This window comes from Nostoc sp. 2RC, assembly GCF_014222165.1.
Taxonomy (GTDB): domain Bacteria; phylum Cyanobacteriota; class Cyanobacteriia; order Cyanobacteriales; family Nostocaceae; genus Nostoc; species Nostoc linckia.
The window spans coordinates 1-20,719 of sequence record NZ_JACKZU010000128.1; the positions used below are offsets into that span (position 1 = coordinate 1).

At 40.4% G+C, this 20,719-nt stretch carries 14 protein-coding genes and 1 pseudogene; 2 read left to right on the forward strand and 13 right to left on the reverse strand.

Annotated features, from left to right (window positions below; genetic code table 11):
• From GNE10_RS16040 to GNE10_RS16070, 7 genes and pseudogenes are all read right to left on the reverse strand, one after another.
• Positions 1-410, reverse strand: a pseudogene (locus tag GNE10_RS16040) (hypothetical protein); the annotation flags it as partial.
• A gap of 139 nt (positions 411-549) precedes the next feature.
• Positions 550-2,361: a tetratricopeptide repeat protein gene (locus GNE10_RS16045; protein ID WP_185566035.1), complete on the reverse strand. Its 1,812-nt coding sequence runs from the start codon at positions 2,359-2,361 to the stop codon at positions 550-552.
• Between the two features lie 87 nt (positions 2,362-2,448).
• Positions 2,449-4,038, reverse strand: coding sequence for a tetratricopeptide repeat protein (locus GNE10_RS16050; protein ID WP_185566036.1), 1,590 nt, complete (start codon positions 4,036-4,038; stop codon positions 2,449-2,451).
• A 5-nt stretch (positions 4,039-4,043) separates the two neighbouring features.
• Positions 4,044-6,053, reverse strand: coding sequence for a caspase family protein (locus GNE10_RS16055; RefSeq protein ID WP_185566037.1), 2,010 nt, complete (start codon positions 6,051-6,053; stop codon positions 4,044-4,046).
• The gene (locus GNE10_RS16060) at positions 6,050-7,240 is read right to left on the reverse strand and encodes a hypothetical protein (RefSeq protein WP_185566038.1); all 1,191 of its coding nucleotides are present in this window, start codon (positions 7,238-7,240) and stop codon (positions 6,050-6,052) included. The genes GNE10_RS16055 and GNE10_RS16060 overlap by 4 nt, the downstream gene beginning before the upstream one ends.
• A gap of 726 nt (positions 7,241-7,966) precedes the next feature.
• Positions 7,967-9,073, reverse strand: a complete 1,107-nt coding sequence (locus GNE10_RS16065; protein WP_185566039.1) for a DUF5895 domain-containing protein — start codon at positions 9,071-9,073, stop codon at positions 7,967-7,969.
• A gap of 157 nt (positions 9,074-9,230) precedes the next feature.
• Positions 9,231-9,707 carry a Mov34/MPN/PAD-1 family protein gene (locus tag GNE10_RS16070; RefSeq protein ID WP_185566040.1) on the reverse strand — a complete coding sequence of 159 codons (477 nt, stop codon included), beginning with the start codon at positions 9,705-9,707 and terminating at the stop codon, positions 9,231-9,233.
• A gap of 372 nt (positions 9,708-10,079) precedes the next feature.
• Between GNE10_RS16070 and GNE10_RS16075 the strand changes: the two genes are divergently transcribed.
• Entirely contained in the window at positions 10,080-11,942 is a 1,863-nt protein-coding gene (locus GNE10_RS16075; RefSeq protein WP_185566041.1) for a type IV secretory system conjugative DNA transfer family protein, read from the forward strand.
• Positions 11,943-12,127: 185 nt separating this feature from the next.
• Here the strand turns inward: GNE10_RS16075 and GNE10_RS16080 are convergent, their stop codons facing one another.
• The 6 genes from GNE10_RS16080 to GNE10_RS16105 all read right to left on the reverse strand — a co-directional run bounded on the left by GNE10_RS16080 (position 12,128) and on the right by GNE10_RS16105 (position 18,377).
• Positions 12,128-12,784 carry an N-6 DNA methylase gene (locus tag GNE10_RS16080; RefSeq protein WP_185566042.1) on the reverse strand — a complete coding sequence of 219 codons (657 nt, stop codon included), beginning with the start codon at positions 12,782-12,784 and terminating at the stop codon, positions 12,128-12,130.
• Positions 12,784-13,638: a hypothetical protein gene (locus tag GNE10_RS16085; RefSeq protein ID WP_185566043.1), complete on the reverse strand. Its 855-nt coding sequence runs from the start codon at positions 13,636-13,638 to the stop codon at positions 12,784-12,786. Before GNE10_RS16085 ends, GNE10_RS16080 begins: the two co-directional genes overlap by 1 nt.
• A 44-nt stretch (positions 13,639-13,682) precedes the next feature.
• The gene (locus tag GNE10_RS16090) at positions 13,683-14,426 is read right to left on the reverse strand and encodes a hypothetical protein (RefSeq protein ID WP_260446903.1); all 744 of its coding nucleotides are present in this window, start codon (positions 14,424-14,426) and stop codon (positions 13,683-13,685) included.
• A gap of 479 nt (positions 14,427-14,905) precedes the next feature.
• Positions 14,906-15,244: a type II toxin-antitoxin system RelE/ParE family toxin gene (locus tag GNE10_RS16095; protein WP_094344623.1), complete on the reverse strand. Its 339-nt coding sequence runs from the start codon at positions 15,242-15,244 to the stop codon at positions 14,906-14,908.
• A complete protein-coding gene (locus GNE10_RS16100; protein ID WP_185566044.1) occupies positions 15,241-15,495 on the reverse strand; it encodes a hypothetical protein in 255 nt (84 codons plus the stop codon). The genes GNE10_RS16095 and GNE10_RS16100 overlap by 4 nt, the downstream gene beginning before the upstream one ends.
• Before the next feature lie 293 nt (positions 15,496-15,788).
• Positions 15,789-18,377, reverse strand: coding sequence for a DEAD/DEAH box helicase (locus tag GNE10_RS16105; RefSeq protein WP_185566045.1), 2,589 nt, complete (start codon positions 18,375-18,377; stop codon positions 15,789-15,791).
• Between the two features lie 219 nt (positions 18,378-18,596).
• Here GNE10_RS16105 and GNE10_RS16110 point away from each other — a divergent pair.
• A partial coding sequence (locus GNE10_RS16110) for a protein kinase domain-containing protein (protein WP_185566046.1) occupies positions 18,597-20,719 on the forward strand: 2,123 nt, incomplete at its 3' end.

Here is a 20,719-nt window from a genome sequence, read left to right on the forward strand (position 1 = left end):
ATTTCAGCTTGTTCATTATAAAAAATATTAGTAGTATCTTTAATAAAAAGAGTTTTTAATCCCCCTTCCAGCAGTTCTAAAAGTTTTGTATACAAATCGTACTGTTCATGATAATAACCCCAAGTGTTTAATTGATTGTGTAATTCTTCTTTTTCTATAGTATTGAGGCGAGTAAAAAGTAAGTTGCTAGCCTTTACCCAAGCTTCTACTTGACACAGATGATGAAAGGCTTCTAGACAGCCACGCACCTTTTCTAAATTGGGTGCATCCGGATTTGGTTCGTAGTCTGTCAGCCAGTTGATAACTGCTATGTAATCGTCAAGTTGTCCTGATGGTACTGTGAGATTGGATGGATCAATGTCCAGTTCTGCAAGAAGCAATTCACCAGTTGGCACTATGTTAGCGATCATCAGTAGAACCTACCTTACCCTTCCTCACTTTGCAATCTCCTCATCAGTTCTTGGCATTCATTCGCTAGCGGTATATCTAAGTCTGTAGCAATTGTCATTGATGCAAGTACTTGGGTAGCTAACTAATGTGCTTGATGTACTACACTTCTCCCTCGTCTATTTTTTTTTCATGTCTTTCATCGGTTATATTTAATTCTTCTGTCATTGCAAAAGCTTGATTACAAAAGTCATCAGCTAAATCATGACGATTTAATTTGTAATAGATGATAGCCAAACTTGCGAGGGCGCTCAATTGAGTATAACGATTGCCAATTTTTCTACAAATATCTAGTGATGCTTGCACACATTCTAGAGCATCTGAATACTGCTCAAGCTGTATCAAAGTATTCCCCAAATTACACAGAGCCTTACTTTCTCCCAGGTTATCATTGAGTTGCTGTGTAATTGCCAAATGCTGTTGATGATATTCAAAGGCACGGTGCAAGTCGCCTATGCGACGGCAAGCAAGCCCCAGATTTTCTAGAGAAGCTTCTTGCCCTTTGACATCAGAGATCGCCTGCTTTATTGCCAAACTCTGCTGATGGTATTCAATTGCTTTGCTATACTCTTCCAAAGAGAAGAAAGCACTGCCAAGATTTCCCAAAGCTGTACCCTCTCCCTGGCGATCGCCAATTTCTTTGGTAATAGCCAACTGTTGCTGATAGTAACCAATTGCTTTATGATACTCTCCCAAGCGATGGTAAGCAATTCCTAAACCTCCCAAAGCTGACCCCTCCCCTTGTTGGTCTTGGATTTCGCGTGCGATCGCCAAATGCTGATGATGATACTCCATAGCTTTGGCATAGTCTTCTAACAACTCGTAGGTAGATCCCAAAATACCCAAAATCTTTCCTTCCTCGTAGCGATTCTGGAGTTCTCGTGATATCGTTAAGCTTTGCTGACAGTAATCAATTGCTTTGTCATAGTCTCTCAAGACACGATAAACACTTCCCAAATTTCCCAAAGCGACCTCTTCACCGTGCCGATCTTGAAGTTCTCGTGCAATAGCCAAACGTTGCTGAAAACACTCAAGAGCTTTAGCGTAATCTCCCACAGGATAGTAAGCGATACCCAAATGACCCACAGACACTCCTTCAGCATGGAGGTCTTTGAGTTCCCTGGCAATAACTAGGGCTTGCTGATAATAGTGAATTGCTTGGCTGTAGTTTCCCAAAGCATGATAAACATTGCCCAGATTTCCTAAAGCTGCTCCTTCGCCCCGACGGTGTTGCAGCCGCCGTGTAATATTTAGATGTTGCTGATGGTACTTCATTGCTTTGCTATAGTTTCCCAAAGAATGATAAACATTGCCCAGACCTCCCATAGCCTCTCCTTGTTTTCTGAGGTCTTGCAATTCCCGTGCAATAACTAAATTCTGCTGATGACAGTCAATAGCTTGACTATATTTTCCTAAAGCATGATAAATATTGCCCAGATTATGTAAAAAACCAGCCTTTAAAACATTAAAATGAGGACTTAACTCATCTGAAAATCGGCGAGGACTTAACTTCTCTATAAATCTGTTGTATTTGATACTAAACTTACCTGAAAGTTGGCTCGTGTTTAATTGGTTTAGAACTTTGGTGTACAGGTCTACTAGGTCGTAATAGTAGCCCCAAGTTGCTAATTGATTGTGTAATTCCTCACTTGTAGGAGAATTCACGCAAGTAGAAAGTATTTTTTCCGCTTCTAGTAAGGCTTCTGCTTCGCAGAAATGATAAAAGGCTTCCAGGTAGCCGGACACTTTCTCTATATTGGTAGCATCTGACTTGGGTTCGTAATCAGTTAGCCAATTTTCCACTGCTATATAATGGTCGAGTTCTCTGGGCGAAATTGTTGCAGCAAGATTGGCGATATCGATACCAAGTTTCGCTAGAATCAACTCACCGAGTGGTAGTAAGTTAGTTTTCATCTGAGTAAACCTTAGTTTTCAGTTTTTTAAATAGTTATTCTCGTTCAGATAACGCAGAAAATTAGTTAAGGTTTTTCTAATGATAAATCAACTCATCGCCAATAAATTTACTACCAGTTTTACTGCCTCTTCGCCTAACTCAGTTGCGATTTTCTGTAACTGCTGCTCAAATAATACTTCATTTATTGAGCCACTAAGTTTTTCGTTCAAACAACGAATGTTATTTACCATTCTTTGAGCTTGTGGCAGTTGAATTTGGTTGTAAATTATGAGACTTTTCATCCAAAAATAATAAGATTGATTGAAGTCATATAGTTGTAGGTATCCTTCAGCTAAATTTCCTAATATCCAGGCTTGTCTTTCTTTATATCCAATTTCACTAGTAATTAACAATGCTTGGTAATTGTATTTTATGGCAGTTTCGTATTGTCCCAAACAATGATAAGCAATACTTAAATTTCCCAAAGCTTCACTTTCTCCTCGTTTATCGCTAATCTCACGGGCAACAAACAGATGTTCTTGATGGTATTCGATTGCAGTTTGATATTTTTCTAAGCCGTGATGAGCAACACCTAGGCCACCAAGCGCTGCTCCTTCACTTTTTCTGCTACCAATAAAAGAGGCTATTTCCCAACTTTTCTGGTGATACTCAATAGCTGTTTTATACTGCCCTATATAACAGTAAGCAAAGCCCAAATTTACCAACCGCCGACCTTCTCCTGCTCTATCACCAATTTCACGAGCAATTTCTAAGGCTTGCTGATAGTAGTCAATAGCCGTTTGATACTGTTGCAAAGCACTGTAATCAATACCTAAATCATTTAGTAAATTTCCTTCTAATGGGCGATTACCAATCTGACGAGCAATTACTAAGCTTTTCTGTTTATAATCGAATCCAGTTTTATACTGACCTGTAATACTATAAATCCAACCTAGATTAGCTAAAGCCCCGCCAGCCCGCCGCAGATCTCCCTGTTCGACAGCAATACTTAAACATTGGTGATGATATCCAATAGCCATTGGATACTGCCCCATATTGTCATAAGCAATACCCAGATTACCGAGAACATCACATTCTAAAGCCAAGTTGCCAATTTCGCGGACAATCTTTAAACATTTCTGGTGGTAGTCAATAGCTGTTTGATACTGCCCTTTATCCTTGTAAGTGCTACCTAAGTTTCCTAAGATTGATGCTTCGAGTGTTCGATTATTAATTGTCCCGATAATTCCCAAAGCTTTCTTATAGTAATTAATAGCGCTTTCGTAATTTCCTAAAGCTTGGTAAGCAATTCCCAAACAATTTAGCCATAGACTTTCTATCCCAGGATTTAGTTTTCCTAAGAGTCTGTTGTATAAGTTAATGAGTTCACGATAATAACCCCAAGTTCTCAGTTGCTCCTGTAATCTTTCAGCATCAGGAGTTTTCAGCCGAAGGCGAAGTAAATCACTAGCTTTTTCCCAAGCTTCCACTTCGCAAAGATGATGAAACGCTTCCAGCAAACCTCGCACTTTCTCTACATTAGTAGCATCTGGCTTAGGCTCATAGTCTGTAAGCCAGTTATGTACTGCTATGTAATGGTCGAGTTTCTCCAGTGGAATTGTGGCAGCTAGCTTGATGATATCAATGCTAAGTTCCGCCAGAATCGACTCGCCTGATGACGTGAGGTTCGGTGTCATGCTGACTAGATATTAGTATTGGGTGATTTGGGAAAAAGTTTTTCTCGGTGGGATATCGATACACTGCGAATTAAATTGTGCTGTCCTAAAAGACGCTCATGGTTATGATCAAAGGCAACCTCAACTAAGAAGCGATCGCGCAACGCTTGCAGTGCTAACTCCTGCTGCTCAATGTCGTAGCCTCGATATTGCAGGTGTTTCAGCCACCAACTTTTTTTGACAGGACAGCGATATACTGAAGCTGTACAAAGCAACAGATAAGCATTAGGCACATTCTCGACTAATCGTTTGAATGTAATGTCGAGCCTAGATTTGACTTTTCTGCGTAACACAAACGAAAATCTATCTAACTTCCAGTCATCTTCAGCTGATTCAACTTTTCCTTGACTTGCTTCCTGTAACGCCTTTTCTACTTCTTCAATTTCTTGACCATATTCTTGCCAGTAAGCCAAGACATTGGCATAAAAATCGCCGATTATTTCTCCCGCAATCGCCCGCAACGCCAGGGGATGTCCACGGTAAGCATTCCCTATTCGTAATAGTTGCTTGTTATTATCTGATTCCTCTTCAACCCACAACTTAATTTTCTCAAACAACTCCATCTGTTCTGGCTCTGAAAGTCCATATAGATCTTGGCGATACCAAAAATTCTCGTAGTGAGAAGCGGCTTTCACTAACTGAACTGGCAAATCTTGTGATGTGATGATAAATCGACTAGCACAAGATTCTGCTGACAACACATTTTGAAAAAATCTTGTCCACCAATCATCGACAAAATTACCCCACCCAGTCTCTTCGTCCCCAGTTAGTACTTTTTCTAGAGAATCAATTAGCACCAGATAGCGCTGTTCACAGAATCTTTGTAGAAGCTTACGTAGCAGTATTTGCGTTTCTTTACGTTCTTCTGGTGTCACGATTTCTCCCCACCCTTCCAGCCATTTGGCTGCGACGCTGGCAAAGTCTGAAGCTCCCTCCTCATGATCAAAATTTTTCCGACACAATTTACTTTGGCCTCCAGCAAACCAGTCTGACAACTCTACTGCCAATCTTTCAGCCAAAGCTGTTTTACCAATACCCGTGATGCCAACGAGAGTTAAAATTCGACAAGAGTTTTGTAGTCGATAGCTCAAGTCATCAATTAGTGGTTGCCTACCTACCCAGGCATCATCGTAGGCAAAAAAGTCCACTGGCAGAACTTTTGATTGAATTGGTTCACCGATTGACTGTTTGCGACCCTCCCAATCTTGATACCAGAAATAAATTGGTGTCTGTTTTGCACTTCCTTGTTCCCGTAGCGCTTGAAAACGCTCTTCCAATCGCTGCGTCAGCTCGTTCATAGTTTGCAGCAAACTTTCCAGGGACTTTTTTGCCAGTTCCTCCCTCAACACTTCAGAGAATAAACCTGTCTGTCTAGCTGTAATGTTTCTAGCAACCCCTCCTGCTTTAGTAGCAAAAACTACAAACTGCTCACGATATCTAACAGGTAATGCACTGTTAGAAAAGCTTTCCGCACCAGGCAACCGTCCTGGGTCTTCAACATCCTCTGCACAAGCATCTACAAAAAAGATTTGTCGTCCAAATCCTGACTCAAAATAGTCTGAACGCAGAAATGTTAACAAAGAGTCGATATCTAAGTTAAGTGGGGCATTGGCAAAGAACAGCCGACGGCTCTCTGTATTGGTTGTAGTGACAATCCCGTGTCCTCCCCAAAATATGAACAGCAAATCTCCACTTTTTTGACGCAGAGTATTTGTGATTGCGCGATTGATCTCGTCACGATTGGCTGGCTTTACAGAAGACTTTATTTCCTCTAACAAATGTCTGTTTTTGTCCAGTGGTGACAAGAATAGCAAGATGTTTTCAAGTGGCACAGTTTGTTCGCGAAGCCATTTGACAAACCCTAGAGCATCCCTCACTGGTCCATCCAAATCCGAGTGGGAACCCGTGTCGTATTTTTCTATCCCCACCACTAAAGCATAGGTGCGCTCTGGCTTTACCTGATTGATTTTTCTCATGGTATCCTCGGTATAATTGCTTTCCAAGTAGCCTGATTAGTCCAGTAAGCACCGTGCGATTGTGGGAAAGGCTGTCTGTTATCAACTAGCACATCATCCACTCTATTAGGGAATACGCCAGCACCGACATAACTGAGAAAATCGCGTAAGTCGTAGATATTCAACCAATGGGGAAAATCGGGATGGCGTGGTAACGGTTCAGCATAAGGTAAACTGTGCAAAGCATTAATTTCGTATAAATAAGGTGCTTGTGAACCAACCGTTATCAACAGTTTCACTTTTGGCTGCGGTTTCAAAATTAATAAATCAACGCAAGCTATTCCTCCTAAGCTATGGGTCAGTAAGACAACAGGTGGCTCAGCCTGCTGGATACAATCGCATATGAAGTTCCGAATTGATTCACCACGTCCCTGGTAAAGCAGGATATCACCTGGGAACGGGTAAGCGGCATCTGAAATTGCGCCTCGCTTTCGCTTTATGTACATCGTACTTAGGTTCGCTGCTAATCCCTTCAAAGGGTTTAACAACCAGTTGCCAATAGAGCGATCGGCATCACCAAATTCACCGATCAGAAGAAAGACGAGTTCGTCTCGCAATGCTGCATCTGCAAGAATAATGGTTGGCGTTTGTTGAACTTCGCACAGGAATATAGCTTGCGCTATGATTGCCCTTGCAACCGCAGTTCGGTAGGGACTTAGTGTTTGAGGTGCATTCCGCAATGCTTCACGGTATGGAGCCGAGTCCATCACTGATCGCCGTGCTTCATTAAACACCTCAGCAATTCCTGCTTGCTCTAGTTTGGCTTGTAATGGTGGCTCAACAGTCAAATTACGTACTTGCTCGTGCAACTCATCACCGGGTTTTACCTCTCCAGGGATAAAGTCTGTCTTCTTCTTGTCTCCCAAACAGAGCAATCGCAACTCATAAAGGGGGTCTTGGTAGAGTAGCCCCCATAGTGCAATTTCGTAGTCTTCTTCCTCTACGTCACTAGTTCCTCGCGCTGTGTCGTACAAGGGTATCGAAGCACCCTCAGCATTCAATTTCGTTCCTAAAAGTTCCCCCCAAAAGCAGCGTGTTACATTTAAGTCCGGGCGTTGCTCATGAAGTTCTCGTTTAATTTGCTCAAAGGTTTCAGTATAGCCTGGTTCCCGCACCCCAGTTCCGTGAACAAACACTACTGTCGTCAATTGCTATCTCCTTTCCCAAAATTACGAGGGAATTGGCAGACTTTGCTTAGTAAATGGTCTTTGTTATTCTTGTGATTACGCCCTATTCCAAATCGATAAGATGTATATCTTAACTTTATTCTAGAAAATTGATTAAGTAATCCTCAAACAAGGTAATATCAATAAACCAAAAAGTTTTTCCTCCAAAGGCGATCGCCCGTTCGCAAAGCAACGATGGTGTCCTAAGTTAATTTTTTCCTAACACTACAAATTGCCTAATTTGTCAATGCGTAATAGCCTTTTCAAGGTAGTTAAAAATGTTGGTCAAAAAATGCCTTTTTGATCTCTTACCTCTGTGTTATCTACATATCTATAGTTAGATAAATTACTTTTAACCCACAGATGCACAGAGGAGGACACTTGCGTGGGCGGGTTTCCCGACTTGAGCAAAGTGTCCGTGGCACAGAAAGAAAAAAGAAATTTTTCGAGTCACCTTGAAAGGGTTGGTCTTACCTAACTTATTTACAACTGTAGTACTAGTCCTAACTTCTCGGAAATTCCCATTAAATCGGTATCTAGGTCAGTGATGTGTCAATACGGTTCGGTTAAGCAAAAATCTCAATTTTTAGAATCCTAAAAGGTTGATTATTACGTTCCAGTTTTGAGAATAATGTCAATTATCAACCTGATCCGAACCGTATTGAGTGGTGATTAGTTTACCAGCACAGACGCTATAGTTGTATTGGACTATTCCTCATCATCTAGTTCATCGTCTTCCTCCTCAAAATCATCATCGTCTAACTCAGCTTCCAAATCATCGGTTTCATCGAGGAAGTCGTCATCGTCAATAAGTTGAATTTTGCGAGGTGGCTTGGTCGCTGGTTTGGATTTACGAACGCTTTGAGTTTTGTTCCTATTCTTATTTGGTGGCAATACTTCCACGTCTACAGATACCGATTCTCCCGGTAAAGCAGGTAGGGATTGAGGTTCATTAAAACCAGCGATCGCATCATGTTGTTGCCAAATGAGGGCTTTAGCTGTGGGCTGACCCAAATAAAATTGAGACAGATTTTCAACGGTGGGTTTGGTATAATCTATAGTCTTACAACAGTCGTGTTTATTCTTACCTTCGCCCTCTTTGACAGCTTTGAACTCGACTTCCAGCACACCTAAGCTACGCCACCTATCGTTTTTACCGCTAAATGGCACTTGGAAATAGTCAGCAAAGGTTTTCTCCAAAGAACGGTAAAATTCCTCACGCACCGACTTAAAACTCCAGAGAGCTACATTCTTAAAGCGGACAACGACAGGAGTAGTATGCAGGGGTTGATTATCCTCATCCAGAAACATCAGTGCATGTTCTGAACACACATCCATTGTTTTCTTGTCAAGGTTATGTTTGTATTCATCATAAAGCCCAACAAAAGAACCACCACAATCTTCAACATCTGACTTATAACGAATATATTCTGGTACAAAAGCTAAAACTAGTAACCGTGCTTGAGTAATTAAGAGTCCAGTAACATCTTCAGTTAGGGTGACAATAGTTAGGTCGTCCTCCTGTGGCATATCAAGCCAGCCAGCCTTTTCTAGCTGATCTTCTGGAATCAGAAGTCCGGCGGGTTTGTCATTAACGACAATGCCGTAAGGCAGTAACGGTCGTCTAACTTGGTTATAACTATCGCTGAGAAGTTCTGGGTCAATATCGTCAATATCAAGGTCTGACAATTGAGTGTTAGGAGCTTTAGATTTAGCTGCTTGAGCTTTAGTATTAGCTTTGGGATTAGAAGCAGCAGTTTTGGCAGTAGATTGATTGGAGCGATTAGAGTTGTTTGAAACCCTAGATTTAACCATTGGACTACATAAATATGATTGCCCAACGCATGAGGCGTTAGCCTCAAAACTTAGTTGCTCGCTTTACCAAACTTAAAAAAATGGTTTGTTGAAATCTTTTGTGTCTATGGATTATTTTTTTATTGAAATACTCTAATAATATATAAACATCAAATATTCATATTGATTCTTGCACACTAATAGTTTTTGACCTTACTCCGTTTCCGTAAAAATAGAAGATGTAGCAGGAAATCTTTTTTTCTTCACTCAATAGCAGTTCGTGGCCTTGTAACTGCGACCAAGAATCATATTTGGTAATGATGATGGCAATCAAATAGCTCATATGGCGATTCTGCCTCAGGCATTCTTCCATACTATATTCATCTGTATTAGAAAGACGTGATGAACCTTGAGGATGTGAGTGAATAATACCTTTGAATTCCGCATCTCGAATTTCTGCATATAACTCCGGTGAGGGAGTGTAAGTATTATGATCTGTTCTAGCATGTTTATCTAATATAAAGCTGTCAATAATTGTTTCTTCTTCCGGTCCAAGTAATGCACCTCCATATTCAATATTATCTATCGGGATAGCCTGGTCTATTTGGTGTAGCACTGAAGAAGATATATATATCAGATTTGGTGGATTATACATAGTTACGCTAATAGAGATATTTAGTCTGAGCAGTAATAACTTTAGCTACTTCAGGCTCTGGTAATGGAGCCATTATTTACAGCACCCCTTGACTGTAACCTATCCTATAACTGCGATTGATTGTCTCCCAATTCTGCCAAAATACGTTTGTATGCCGGACAGGAAATATCTTTAATCAACAACTGATGACCTGCTCTAACAATTAGTTAGTTGAGTTCAAGTAACATATCAAATTTTATCCTCTTTATTCAAACTCAGGCAGAAAAAATATTTAAAAAGCTTCTCTTCCCTCTCTAAAAAAATGTCCAGAAGGTCAATCCCCTAGCTTTAACTTGGCAGCTAAAATTTCTGTTAAATCCATACTTAACGGCTATGAACCTTTACCACAAAAATCTACCAGACAACCAGATCACTGCTAACTCAAGATTAATTGAAGTCTCATCCTTCCAAGCACCTCTGGCTAGCATTGACTTTGGCAAGTTGTTTCAACAGTATAACAATCCCCAAGGTTGGATGATGATAGGTGGAATAATGTTAGTTATACTGTTGTTGCAAATCAGTGGTACTGGTAAAGGCAAAATTACCACTGGTAAAGTCTGCGGTGTCAGCGAGAAATTAGCAGCAACTAATCTAGCACTCAAGCAAATCAAGGAGCATAAACACAATAAAGTTACCCTGTGGTCTGGAACTCCTCGCTATTGGGTAAAAGGTAAATGGCGGGGGTTGCTGGCTAACATACAAACTATGCTTGGTGCTGCACCTACAGTTTGGTTTCCCAATGCCGAAAGGGGAACACTGGTAATAGGTGCGCCTGGGTCTGGTAAAACCTACTCTACCATAGACCGGATGTTAGAAAGTGCGATGCAGCAAGGTTTTCCGATTTTACTCTACGACAAGAAGGGCGACCAACTACGACTCCATGCACCCCTAGCTGCACGTTATGGCTATAAAGTACGAGTATTTGCCCCCGGTGAACCCTTTAGCGGTGTGATCAATCCTTTAGATTATATGCGTGATGCACGCGATGGGGTAATGGCGGGGGAAATTGGACAAGTGATTAACCGCAATGCTTCCAGTGGTGGTAAAAGTGATGAGTTTTTTGCTAAAGCCGGGGACTTGTTAGCTAAAGCACTTTTACAGTTAGTCAAGGGTTCTCCTTACCCAGATATGGCGATGCTTTATGCTGTGCTGCGGTTGCCAAAACTGGTACAGCGTCTTGACCATGCGGTACAGTCCAAAAGGTTGGATGAATGGGTGGCGACTTCGTTTATTCAATTTTTGAGTGCTAAGGATGCAGAGAAGACTATTTCGGGGATTTTGACCACAGCCGCAGGTACTTTCTCATCTTTCATCCAAGCTGATTTGCTGAGGGCATTTATGGGGAAATCGGACATTCCCACTAAGCTTGAAGGTAGAGAGATGGTGGTGTTCAAGCTAGATGATGAACGCCGCAGTGTGGTTGGGCCTCTGCTGGCGGCTGCAATGCACTTGATGATTGTTGGTAATTTGAGCCGTCCCCGCAAAGACCCGTTGATTATTTCTTTGGATGAATTGCCATCTATAAAACTAGACCGCCTACCTCAGTGGATTAATGAATATCGTTCCAATGGTGCCTGCTTTATTCTAGGTATCCAAAGTTTAGAGCAACTTTACGATATTTATGGGGATAAGATGGGGAGTGCGATCGCATCAGCTTGTAGTACCCATGTTTTGTTTAATCCTGGTAATTACAAAACGGCTGAGGATTACTCAAAGCGCTACGGTGAGAAGGAAGTGCTGATTAAAAATCGTACCACAGGGCGATCGCTTGGCGGACAAATGAGCCGTTCAATTAGCTGGAGTGAGAATTTGCAAAAAATGCCTGTTATCAGTGCTGACGAAATTTTGAAATTTCCTCAAGGCAAGTGCGTAATTACCAGTCCTGGTTATAGTTCAGAGGGACAAGCTTCTATTCCCTATCCTTTAATTATTCCAGTGTCCAAAGCGGATGAAAAACGGGCGCATGATAGTGAGGCTCTTTGGGACACACAAGTTAAACCTGCATTGTCAAGTCAGGTGACAATTCCTGATATTAAAACGCTAACACAAGCATTACATGAACGAATTGAGTCAGCAGCGCGGATGTTGCCATTACCAGAAGAAGATGTAGCAACAGCACAGGAGTCTAGTAGTAGCGAACCTGATGTTTTGGACAATTTTACTAGGCGAGTTTATCAAACACCAGGATTGCATTAAATTTTGACAAAATATTGTTAAAGCTCCTCGTGGAGCAAGGCACTCCTGTAACTCCCCTGTAATCTCATGTTCGGTGAAAGACTTATCATTAAGACCGCAGAGGGAGGCTCTTAAAGCAGGGGGAAGTGCTTTCTTTCATGCTTAACGAGCGGTTGCTGCGTACCCGGCTTGATATAAGTCCTGAATTACTTTAGGTAAATATGATTTTGCCAAACTTCTGTCATAAACTTTTTAAATTCTTCCATAATTAGCGGTAAATCACTATCAATTTCTTGGGTTTGTTGCCCATTTGTACTTGAACGAAAGAGACGACGACCTCGACTATCAAAACCAATTTTATCTGCAACTGCCATAAAGATTGAGTAGTCTTCTGGTATTGGCAAATCCCCACCTTTGCGCTGAAGAATTAAAAAGCTGGTGATAATTCCCAATCCACATTCTACCTGAAAGTTCTCTGTAGGTAACTGAATGGAAGCAATTAGCAAAGCCATGTCTTCTAATAGCCATCGGCGAAAGTGTGCTTGGTTAGATGAAGACAGAATTCCATTGGACACCAAGATACAGACTATTTCACCAGGTTGCAATTGATTTAAACACTGTTCTACAAATAAGCACTCTTGTTCTGCTTGGTTTTTTAACTTGGATGTAATCACGTAGCTTCCATCTTCGTGTTTTATCCATTTATAAGCCATCTCAAATCGGGCTAGTTCTGAATCGGAAGTGAGATTAATTTTGCAATAGGGAGGATTGGTAAGTGCTACAGTAGGCAAGGAAATTGGCAGAGGAGGATTACTGACACAATTTTGAAATAGTTGTTGCCACTCAGTAATTTTAATTTTCATCAAAATAAACTTCCTTGCAACATATTTTCTGCTTTAGTATTTTCATATTTAATACCATTAATCAGCAAACTATTATTTAGCTTCGGTTTAGGTGTTGATGCGGGAGTTTCATATTTAAAATTTGGTCGGATAAAAGAAATACCCTTGCCAGTAAGGGTGTCTCCGATGACTAAATCTCCACCCAAACTAGGAATAGACAATGCCAAGTAAGGAGCATAAAGCATGAAGTTTAAACTTGCTATTTTTATTAGTAGTGAATCCCACTCCCAGCCTGTTAAACTGATGGCATAATTGGACATTTCCAATGCTAATCGTCCTGTACCAAGTGCTGGTTCATATATATGAAATGGTGCTATTGCAGCAGAACTGTCAACTGCTGCAATAGCCATTGTCCTGGCTGTCCAAGTAGGAGTAGGATAGAATTTAGTTCTTGATTGTCCGTAACGATTAGCAGCCAACAAATGACCGAAGTAATCGAAGGGACAAGAAATCAAAAGCTTCAGTTCTAGTTCTTGAATAAGACGATTACTCGCACCGTTACATCCCTCTGGCTCATGAGGCAATTTAGCAATGCTGGGATGCCCTAGAGCATAAAGTAACCAATCAGTGAAATAGGGAATAAATCTAGAAGGACTGCCGCATCCAGCTTTAGGAATAGATTGCAGACAGCTTGAGAGCATCTGTAAAACTTGAGGATGTCCTAAGTCTAAAAACTCAGTTTGTGGTATTTCTTTAGGCAGTTCTCCAGTTTCCATTGTCCATCGCCATTGCTCCCACCTACCTTGATATTCATCATCTAATTTCAGTAGTTTTGATAATAGCCATCCATGTTCAAAAGTTGATTTGAGTACCATTGGTGTTATCTGTAATAAACGCCAATGGCAGAGGCATTAGCCTCTTAAATCTTGACTTCTGGAATAGCTTCTAAATTGATCATTGACGATAACTCATGAATACCTATATTTGATTGTGATTTGTTATTTGGAGATTGAGTCAGTAGTTTAATTAACCATTTTTCAGTCTGCATATGATCCTTTTTATTCCAGCGTACATTTAATTTTTGGGCTGGTTTAACAGGATGTAATGCTAAAACTACAAGTTGTATTTGGTTAGGAGTAACTGAGTATTGTCTAGCCGTAGTCCACAACTTTACCCGGTCTTGCCAGCTTAAATATGGATGGCGTATAGCCCATTCATAAAGCCTGGGAATACCTTGCTTAAATGCTATATTTGTTAATACTTGAATAAAGTGCTTATCGTCATTAATTACAAGAGGTGCAATAACTGGATTATCGACTAATAACTTTTTCCGAGATTGAAAAATTTCCGGTGCAAGTTCCTGTATTTGAGAAACCCACAGAGCAATTTGAGGATAGGTATGTAATAAAGGTTCTACAGTCAGTCCTAAAAATAGTTGTCTCATCACCAAAGAGAAGTTATCTGCAACTATAGAGTCAAAGGCAGAGCGATTAGGATGATATTTTTGACTGGGGAATAGAACTTGTTGTTGTGTTTTAGTAATTTGTTGAATATCGGCAAGATTAATTACTGGCATGATGGAGAAAACATAACATCTCTCCAATGCAGCGGTAAGCTGCAAATTAATTAGACGTACAGCCAAGATACAAAAATTAGCTGTCAATCAAGGACATACACTTATTCGTCAGGCAGTCATTGATTACAGCATATTAGATTTAGAGATCGATAAGATTGTTCGGCGGTTGATTGCTATGCACTCAGCGATAATACGGCTAATATAAGGTAAATCAAGCACATCTAATAATAACTGTAAAATTACTGCACTAAATCTGAAGCAGTATTGTATTGTCACTTTGGATATTATTCAGTCTATTAGAGCAACAATTAGCGTTAGCCAAAGGCTTTGGCGTACCACTTCGTGGAAGCAAGTTACGCGTAGCGTCTCTAAGAGTTGCCATCGCTCTGTTTTATTTTTATTGCTCTCATTACTTCTTTATTTGTTACAAATGTTGTTTTTCTGCGAAAGGCGATCGCTCTGCAACGTGGTTTGCGCTCATGAGTGTAGGTGTAGCCCCGTCACCATCAGGCTACGCCTACACTCCATATCTTGAGGAAGATATTGTGGATGGAATGTCAATACGATCAATCCTCTACTTCTGGCTCACCAATTGTCTTCTGTGCGCCATGACGAATATGGAGAATTCTCACCGTGGGAACAGGCTGATCTTCAAGAACCGTAAATAGAATACGATAGGTTTGCTTTCCTTGCCCGTAAAGAAGCTGACGAATTTCTTGACTAAAGAAGGCATCCTCTCGAGCGATTGGACAGCGCCGAGGCATTTCTTGCAGAGAGACGATTGCTTTAATCAGCCCTTGATACCAGAGTTGGGCGCGTTCGTCTGTGGTAAACTGAGAAAAACTTAAGAATGCAGCATCCGCTTCGGCTTTCGCAATGCTAGAGAAATCAATGCGGTACGTCATGCTTCAAGAGACAATCCATATTTCTGATTTTGTTCAGCAATGAAGTCCTCTAAACTCGAAAATTGTCCTTGCTCAAAATCATCAAGCCCACGTTGGATTCCCTTTAAAGCCTCAAAAAAATCTTGATCGTCCAAACTCAGTCCTAAAGTCAGCACCGCTAGCGCCATTTGCGAAATATCTTGTCCAGTACTTTGGGCACGCTGTCGCAGCAGCGCCTCAACTTTCGGTGGCAGATCAAGTGTAATGGACATTGTGAGTTTTCCGAGCGTGATACTGGTTTTATTATAGCGATGCCTGCTCTGGGCGTAGCTGCGGCACCTCATAGATTGGGTAAAGCGGACTGCTCAAGTGTGGGAGTGCTTCAGCTACACCCGTTGTAGACATCGCGCTAATTCTAGATACCTGTAAAATTAAGCTGCAAGCGATTGCAACTCTTAGAGACGCTACGCGTAGCAAGCTTTTGAGTAAGGGTACGCCAAAGCCAACTCTTGGAGACGCTCCGCGATGTCTACGACGATGCTCGTGTCAAACATCAAGTGTAGAGCTACGCCCTGAAGGAGGCGATCGCATCTAACAACAGTAATCCCATTTGCTTCAATAAAGCAGTATTTCCATCTGGGCAACCATGTTGAATTAGGCACTTGGCACAGCCAGTATCGCAATTGCAATCTAGTGCGATCGCTTTAGCAGCACTAGCAAGTTTTGGCAAATGTTTAAACACAGCCTCAGCCGCACCATTACCACCATCACTGGTATCATAGAAATAGCCTGTGTAATTGTTATTTTCCCCTAACTCCTTCACTACTGTAAAATTTACCTGTTTTGGGTCAACTCTAGCCACCAGTTGTAACGCTCTCATAATTTGATGCCCAAAGCTGTGGATAGCAATCAAGGTACTGGAATATTCCCACAACTGTTGATAGCCTGGTGGAATCGGTTCTCCACTGCGGGTTAAATTGGTTCTAGTTTCCAAGGCATTGTGCTGGAGATATTCTCGCGCAATTGAGTTAATCGCTACTTTGACCATTGGTGCTGAAAATTGAGTACGGAAAGACTGCTCAAACTTTTCTTCTGACAGAATTTTCACAATTACAGCTTTGCGTGTGAGTTTGCTACAAAGCGGACAACGACGTTCTTTAGGTAGCGGCTCTTTGTAGTTAAGACACCGCTTGTTCAAACAAGTCTGCTCATAGATTTGGGTCATTAAACTGTAACCACTGGTAATGTGCTTAACCTCACCAAAACTAAGTTCCAGAGTTAAGAATTCCTGACAGTCATCAACATCACTGACTTGAGAAAACAGCAATGGTAACTTCACCGGATCTGTCAGCACTGTTAGGCTACTGGTTTCTGATTCTGTAACTGCAACTGTAAACAGTGAGCTATCTGCTGTCTGTTTTAAAATTGCTTGCTTGCTGTTCAAGTCAAGGGAGATGCACTGATAAGTCAGCATTCGTCCATTGGTATCTTGTCGTTTGTAGATGGCTTGGGGATGGACTTCTCGGTGAGCAATATCCTCTGAGATTTCCTCTAGTTCTTCCCCAGATTCTGCATCTACTAGCTTGATGGTAGTTTGGGATAAACCACCCCGAAAGTTCACATCTTTATGGGGATAGCCTTTTGCCCACAGTCCATTACGACCTTTATTTAGATGCCCTTGGGCTAAGAGGAGTTTTGCTACCTCGTAAGCTGCTGTGCCAAAGTAGTGCTTGATTTTATTAGTAGGAATACCAGTTTCTGCGGCTGCACACATCAAATGTTTGGCAGCAAAGATGGGATATTCGTCATTAAAGAATACTTCCTCAGCTTCTGGCGATACCAGCATTTCTGGATGTTCTGCTACATAGCAGTCAATGGGATTAAGAGCATTGGGAAGCAGCACTGTCAGTCCAGGTTGTGAACGTCCGGCGCGGCCACTGCGTTGCTGGTATGCCATTTTGGAACCAGGCCAGCCACGCAAAATGCAACATTCTAATTCTGGTAGGTCAATTCCAGCTTCTAATGCTTCTGTGGCAATAATCCACTTGATTGTGCCAGACTGGAGTTGGTCAACTACTTCTGCCCGACGCTCAGAGGTAATGCCACTGTAGAAAGCGGCTACTTGGTTTGATTTGAGTAATTCTGTTAGTTCCCGCACACTGCGACGGGAGTTACAAAAGGCGATACCTGATTTACCTTGATTGAGCAAAAATTGAATAATCCGAGCAGTATCACCAGTCAAATTGTAACTGGGCTGAGTGATTATTATTTGTCTAGACGGTGAAGCTGCTCCACTTTTGCGAATCCAAATTAGGGGTTTGGGGTTGAGTTTAGTTGGTTTCAAACCAGAGATTTTCAGAGCCAGTTGTTTAGGATTACCACAAGTGGCGCTGAGGAAGATAAATTGCAGTTTCTTGGAGTCACCACCGTAATGATCTACTGCTAGTTTAATGCGACGAATCAACCAGGACATATTTGCGCCATAGCTACCTGAGAGGGTGTGAGCTTCGTCAATTAATATGTAGCGCAATCGCTGATAAAAGTTTGCCCAATGCGCGGATTTCCAGGCTTGCTTGAGTTGAAAGTGGATTAATTCTGGAGTGACACCTAAAATATGCGGTTCACTCTTGAGGATTTGTTCTCGTTTTTCTGATTTGACATCTCCAGTGATCATTGCCAGTATAGGTCTGGATTGTGTTGGTATGGTAGAGAGTAGTTCATAAATTTTGTGGAACTGGTCTAGCGCCAATGCTCGTAGTCCATAAAATGCTAATGCTCGATGTTCTTGATTTATACAACCTTCCAGAATGGCGGGGTATGTGCTGAGAGTTTTACCACTGGCTGTGGGAGAGGTGAGGATTAAACTTTTACCTTGTCTAATTGCTTGTAATGCTTGAAGTTGGTGAGAGTAAAGTTGGGTGATTCCTAATGATTGAAGTGCTTTAATTAATTTATTTGGCAGGTCATTAGGGATATTTTTCAGATTAGGTTCTTTGGCAGGGATAGTCTGTTGCCAGAGTAAATCTTCACCAATAAATTCAGTAATATCTGTTGGTTCATTAGGATGGTTATTTGAGTTGGAATATTCTGTAATAGGTGTACGAGGTGGTGTCCAAAAGCTTTGTAGCAGGGCATTGTAGTTGGGCGTGGTCATAGTCGTAGTCTTCGCTCACTGCCCTAAAAAATCCCCCATTGGGGGAGTGATACTAAATTAGAACCTATATTTTTTGCATATCAAGGGCAGAAGATCCAGAAAAAAAGTACATAAAAATACATATTGTCAGAGTCAAAGGATATGGATGTGTCGAACATTCTTAATTGTTTGGGTATAATTTAAGTCATAAATCCTAAAAATTCTATAAATTCCAAAATTATGAAAGCTCGCCTACTCAATGGAATATACACCTTAATGCCTAATCCAAAATCAGGAGGTATGGCTAAAGTTTATAAAGCAAGAGACATAAATGATAATCTAGTGGCGGTAAAAATATTTGAAAATGGACAGATTGAACAAGAAATTACAGATGAATCTTTTAGACGCGAAGTTTCTGCTCTTAAAGAGTTAAAGCATCCTGGAATTGTTCAATTGATTGACTCAGGAGTAGATGAAGAAACAGGGCATAATTTCCTTGTGCTTGAATGGATGGAAACCAACTTAGCCACAAGCTTAAAAGAATCACCATTAGCAGGATGGGATGAATTTTGGGAAAGAGTTGGATTACCCTTATTAGAAGCCTTAGCTTTTTCTCATAATAGAGAATGTATTCATCGTGATATTAAGCCTAACAATATATTAATTAATGCTGAAGGAATTATCAAACTAGCTGACTTTGGAATTTCTAAATTGAAAGGATGGTTACAGCCTACAGTTACTTTGAGAGAATTTGTTTCTCGTCCTTATTGTCCTCCAGAAGAAGATGATGGTTCTTATACCTATACTCGTGATGTTTTTAGCTTTGGTGTATTAATCCTCAAATGTTTAACTGAGGTAGAACTGACTAATTATGATACCATCAAGCAAGCAATAAAACAGTTTGACGCATCACCTGCAATTATTGCAATAATTGAGCGTTCTGTATCTTTTGAACCTTCCGAACGTCAACATAATGCTGAAGTTTTATTAGTAGAAATTCAAGCAATTCAAGAAAAAAGACAAAAAGAATACCAAGCTAAACAAGGTAGTTGTTACTTAAAATTACCTTCAAGGATAGATAGGATTGCTGATGAATTAGAAGCAGATTCTAACAATGAGATTGAAAAAATTATTCTTCAAGATTTGAATAGTGGATGCGCGATGTGTCGTTTTGAAAAACGTACTCCAGTAGATAGGGAAGATAAATATGAAGAGAATCAATATAAAATATTTGGAAGTGATTACAGCTATCATGTCAAAATCGATGAGCGAGATCAAGAGAAATTAGTTATTCTCAATGTAATGAATCTTTCTAGTTCTATACTTGAAGAAAATCGTAATCGTTATTGGCATCCACCCTATGATTTTAAATTTGGTAATTCTTCAAATAGACTTGAAGATAAAACAGTTATTAGCAATCTTAAATTATTGATCGAAGAATATGAATCAGAAATTAGACAAAAACAGGCTGAAGAAGAAAAACAAAGATTATTTAGAAATTGGGAAAATATCCTTAGAGCAAAAACAGACTGGGAAAAAGAACATCAACCACCGCTTAACTATATCGAAGTCACTCGCCAAGAAAATCGAGCTATTTTTACTTTAGCTTCAATTCCTGATGAAAATCTTGTTGAACAACCACGCCATGTTATTGTCAATAACCGTACTTTATTAAGTGGAAATGTAGAAGAAGTAAAAGAAGATAAATTAACTCTTTACATTAATTATGGTGATCCGGAAAGATTACCTAAATCTGGGGAGTTACGTTTTGATAATCGTGCTGCCGAATATGCTTTAAAGCAACAGAAAAATGCTTTAGAGGCAATTAAATATGATCGTGCTGCTCGTTCAGATATTCGTTCTTTATTAATTACACCTCAAGAAGTTAAAACACCTACTAACGAAGAGAATATTAAGTTTATTCAAAGCCTTAACAAGTCTCAAGAAGAGACAGTTGAAGCAGCACTTGTAACACAAGATTTTTTAGTCGTAGAAGGTTCTCCTGGCACTGGGAAAACGACATTTATTACTGAAGTGATTTTACAAACTATCCAAGCTAATCCTCAAGCAAGAATTTTACTTACTTCACAAACTCATGTTGCCTTAGATAATGCTTTAGAAAGAATTAAAAAGCAAAATTCTACCTTAAAAATGGTGCGTATTGGCAACTATGAAAAAGTTGCAGATAATATTCATGACCTTCTATTAGAAGAACAAATAGAGCCTTGGAAAAACGAAGTTATTAAGAGAAGTAAAAGTTTTCTGGAGAGTTGGTCTAAAAAGCACAATTTATCACCACAAGAAATAACAATGGCTAATCTTTTTCAAAAATCAAGAGAAGCACTGATTAAATTAGATAATTT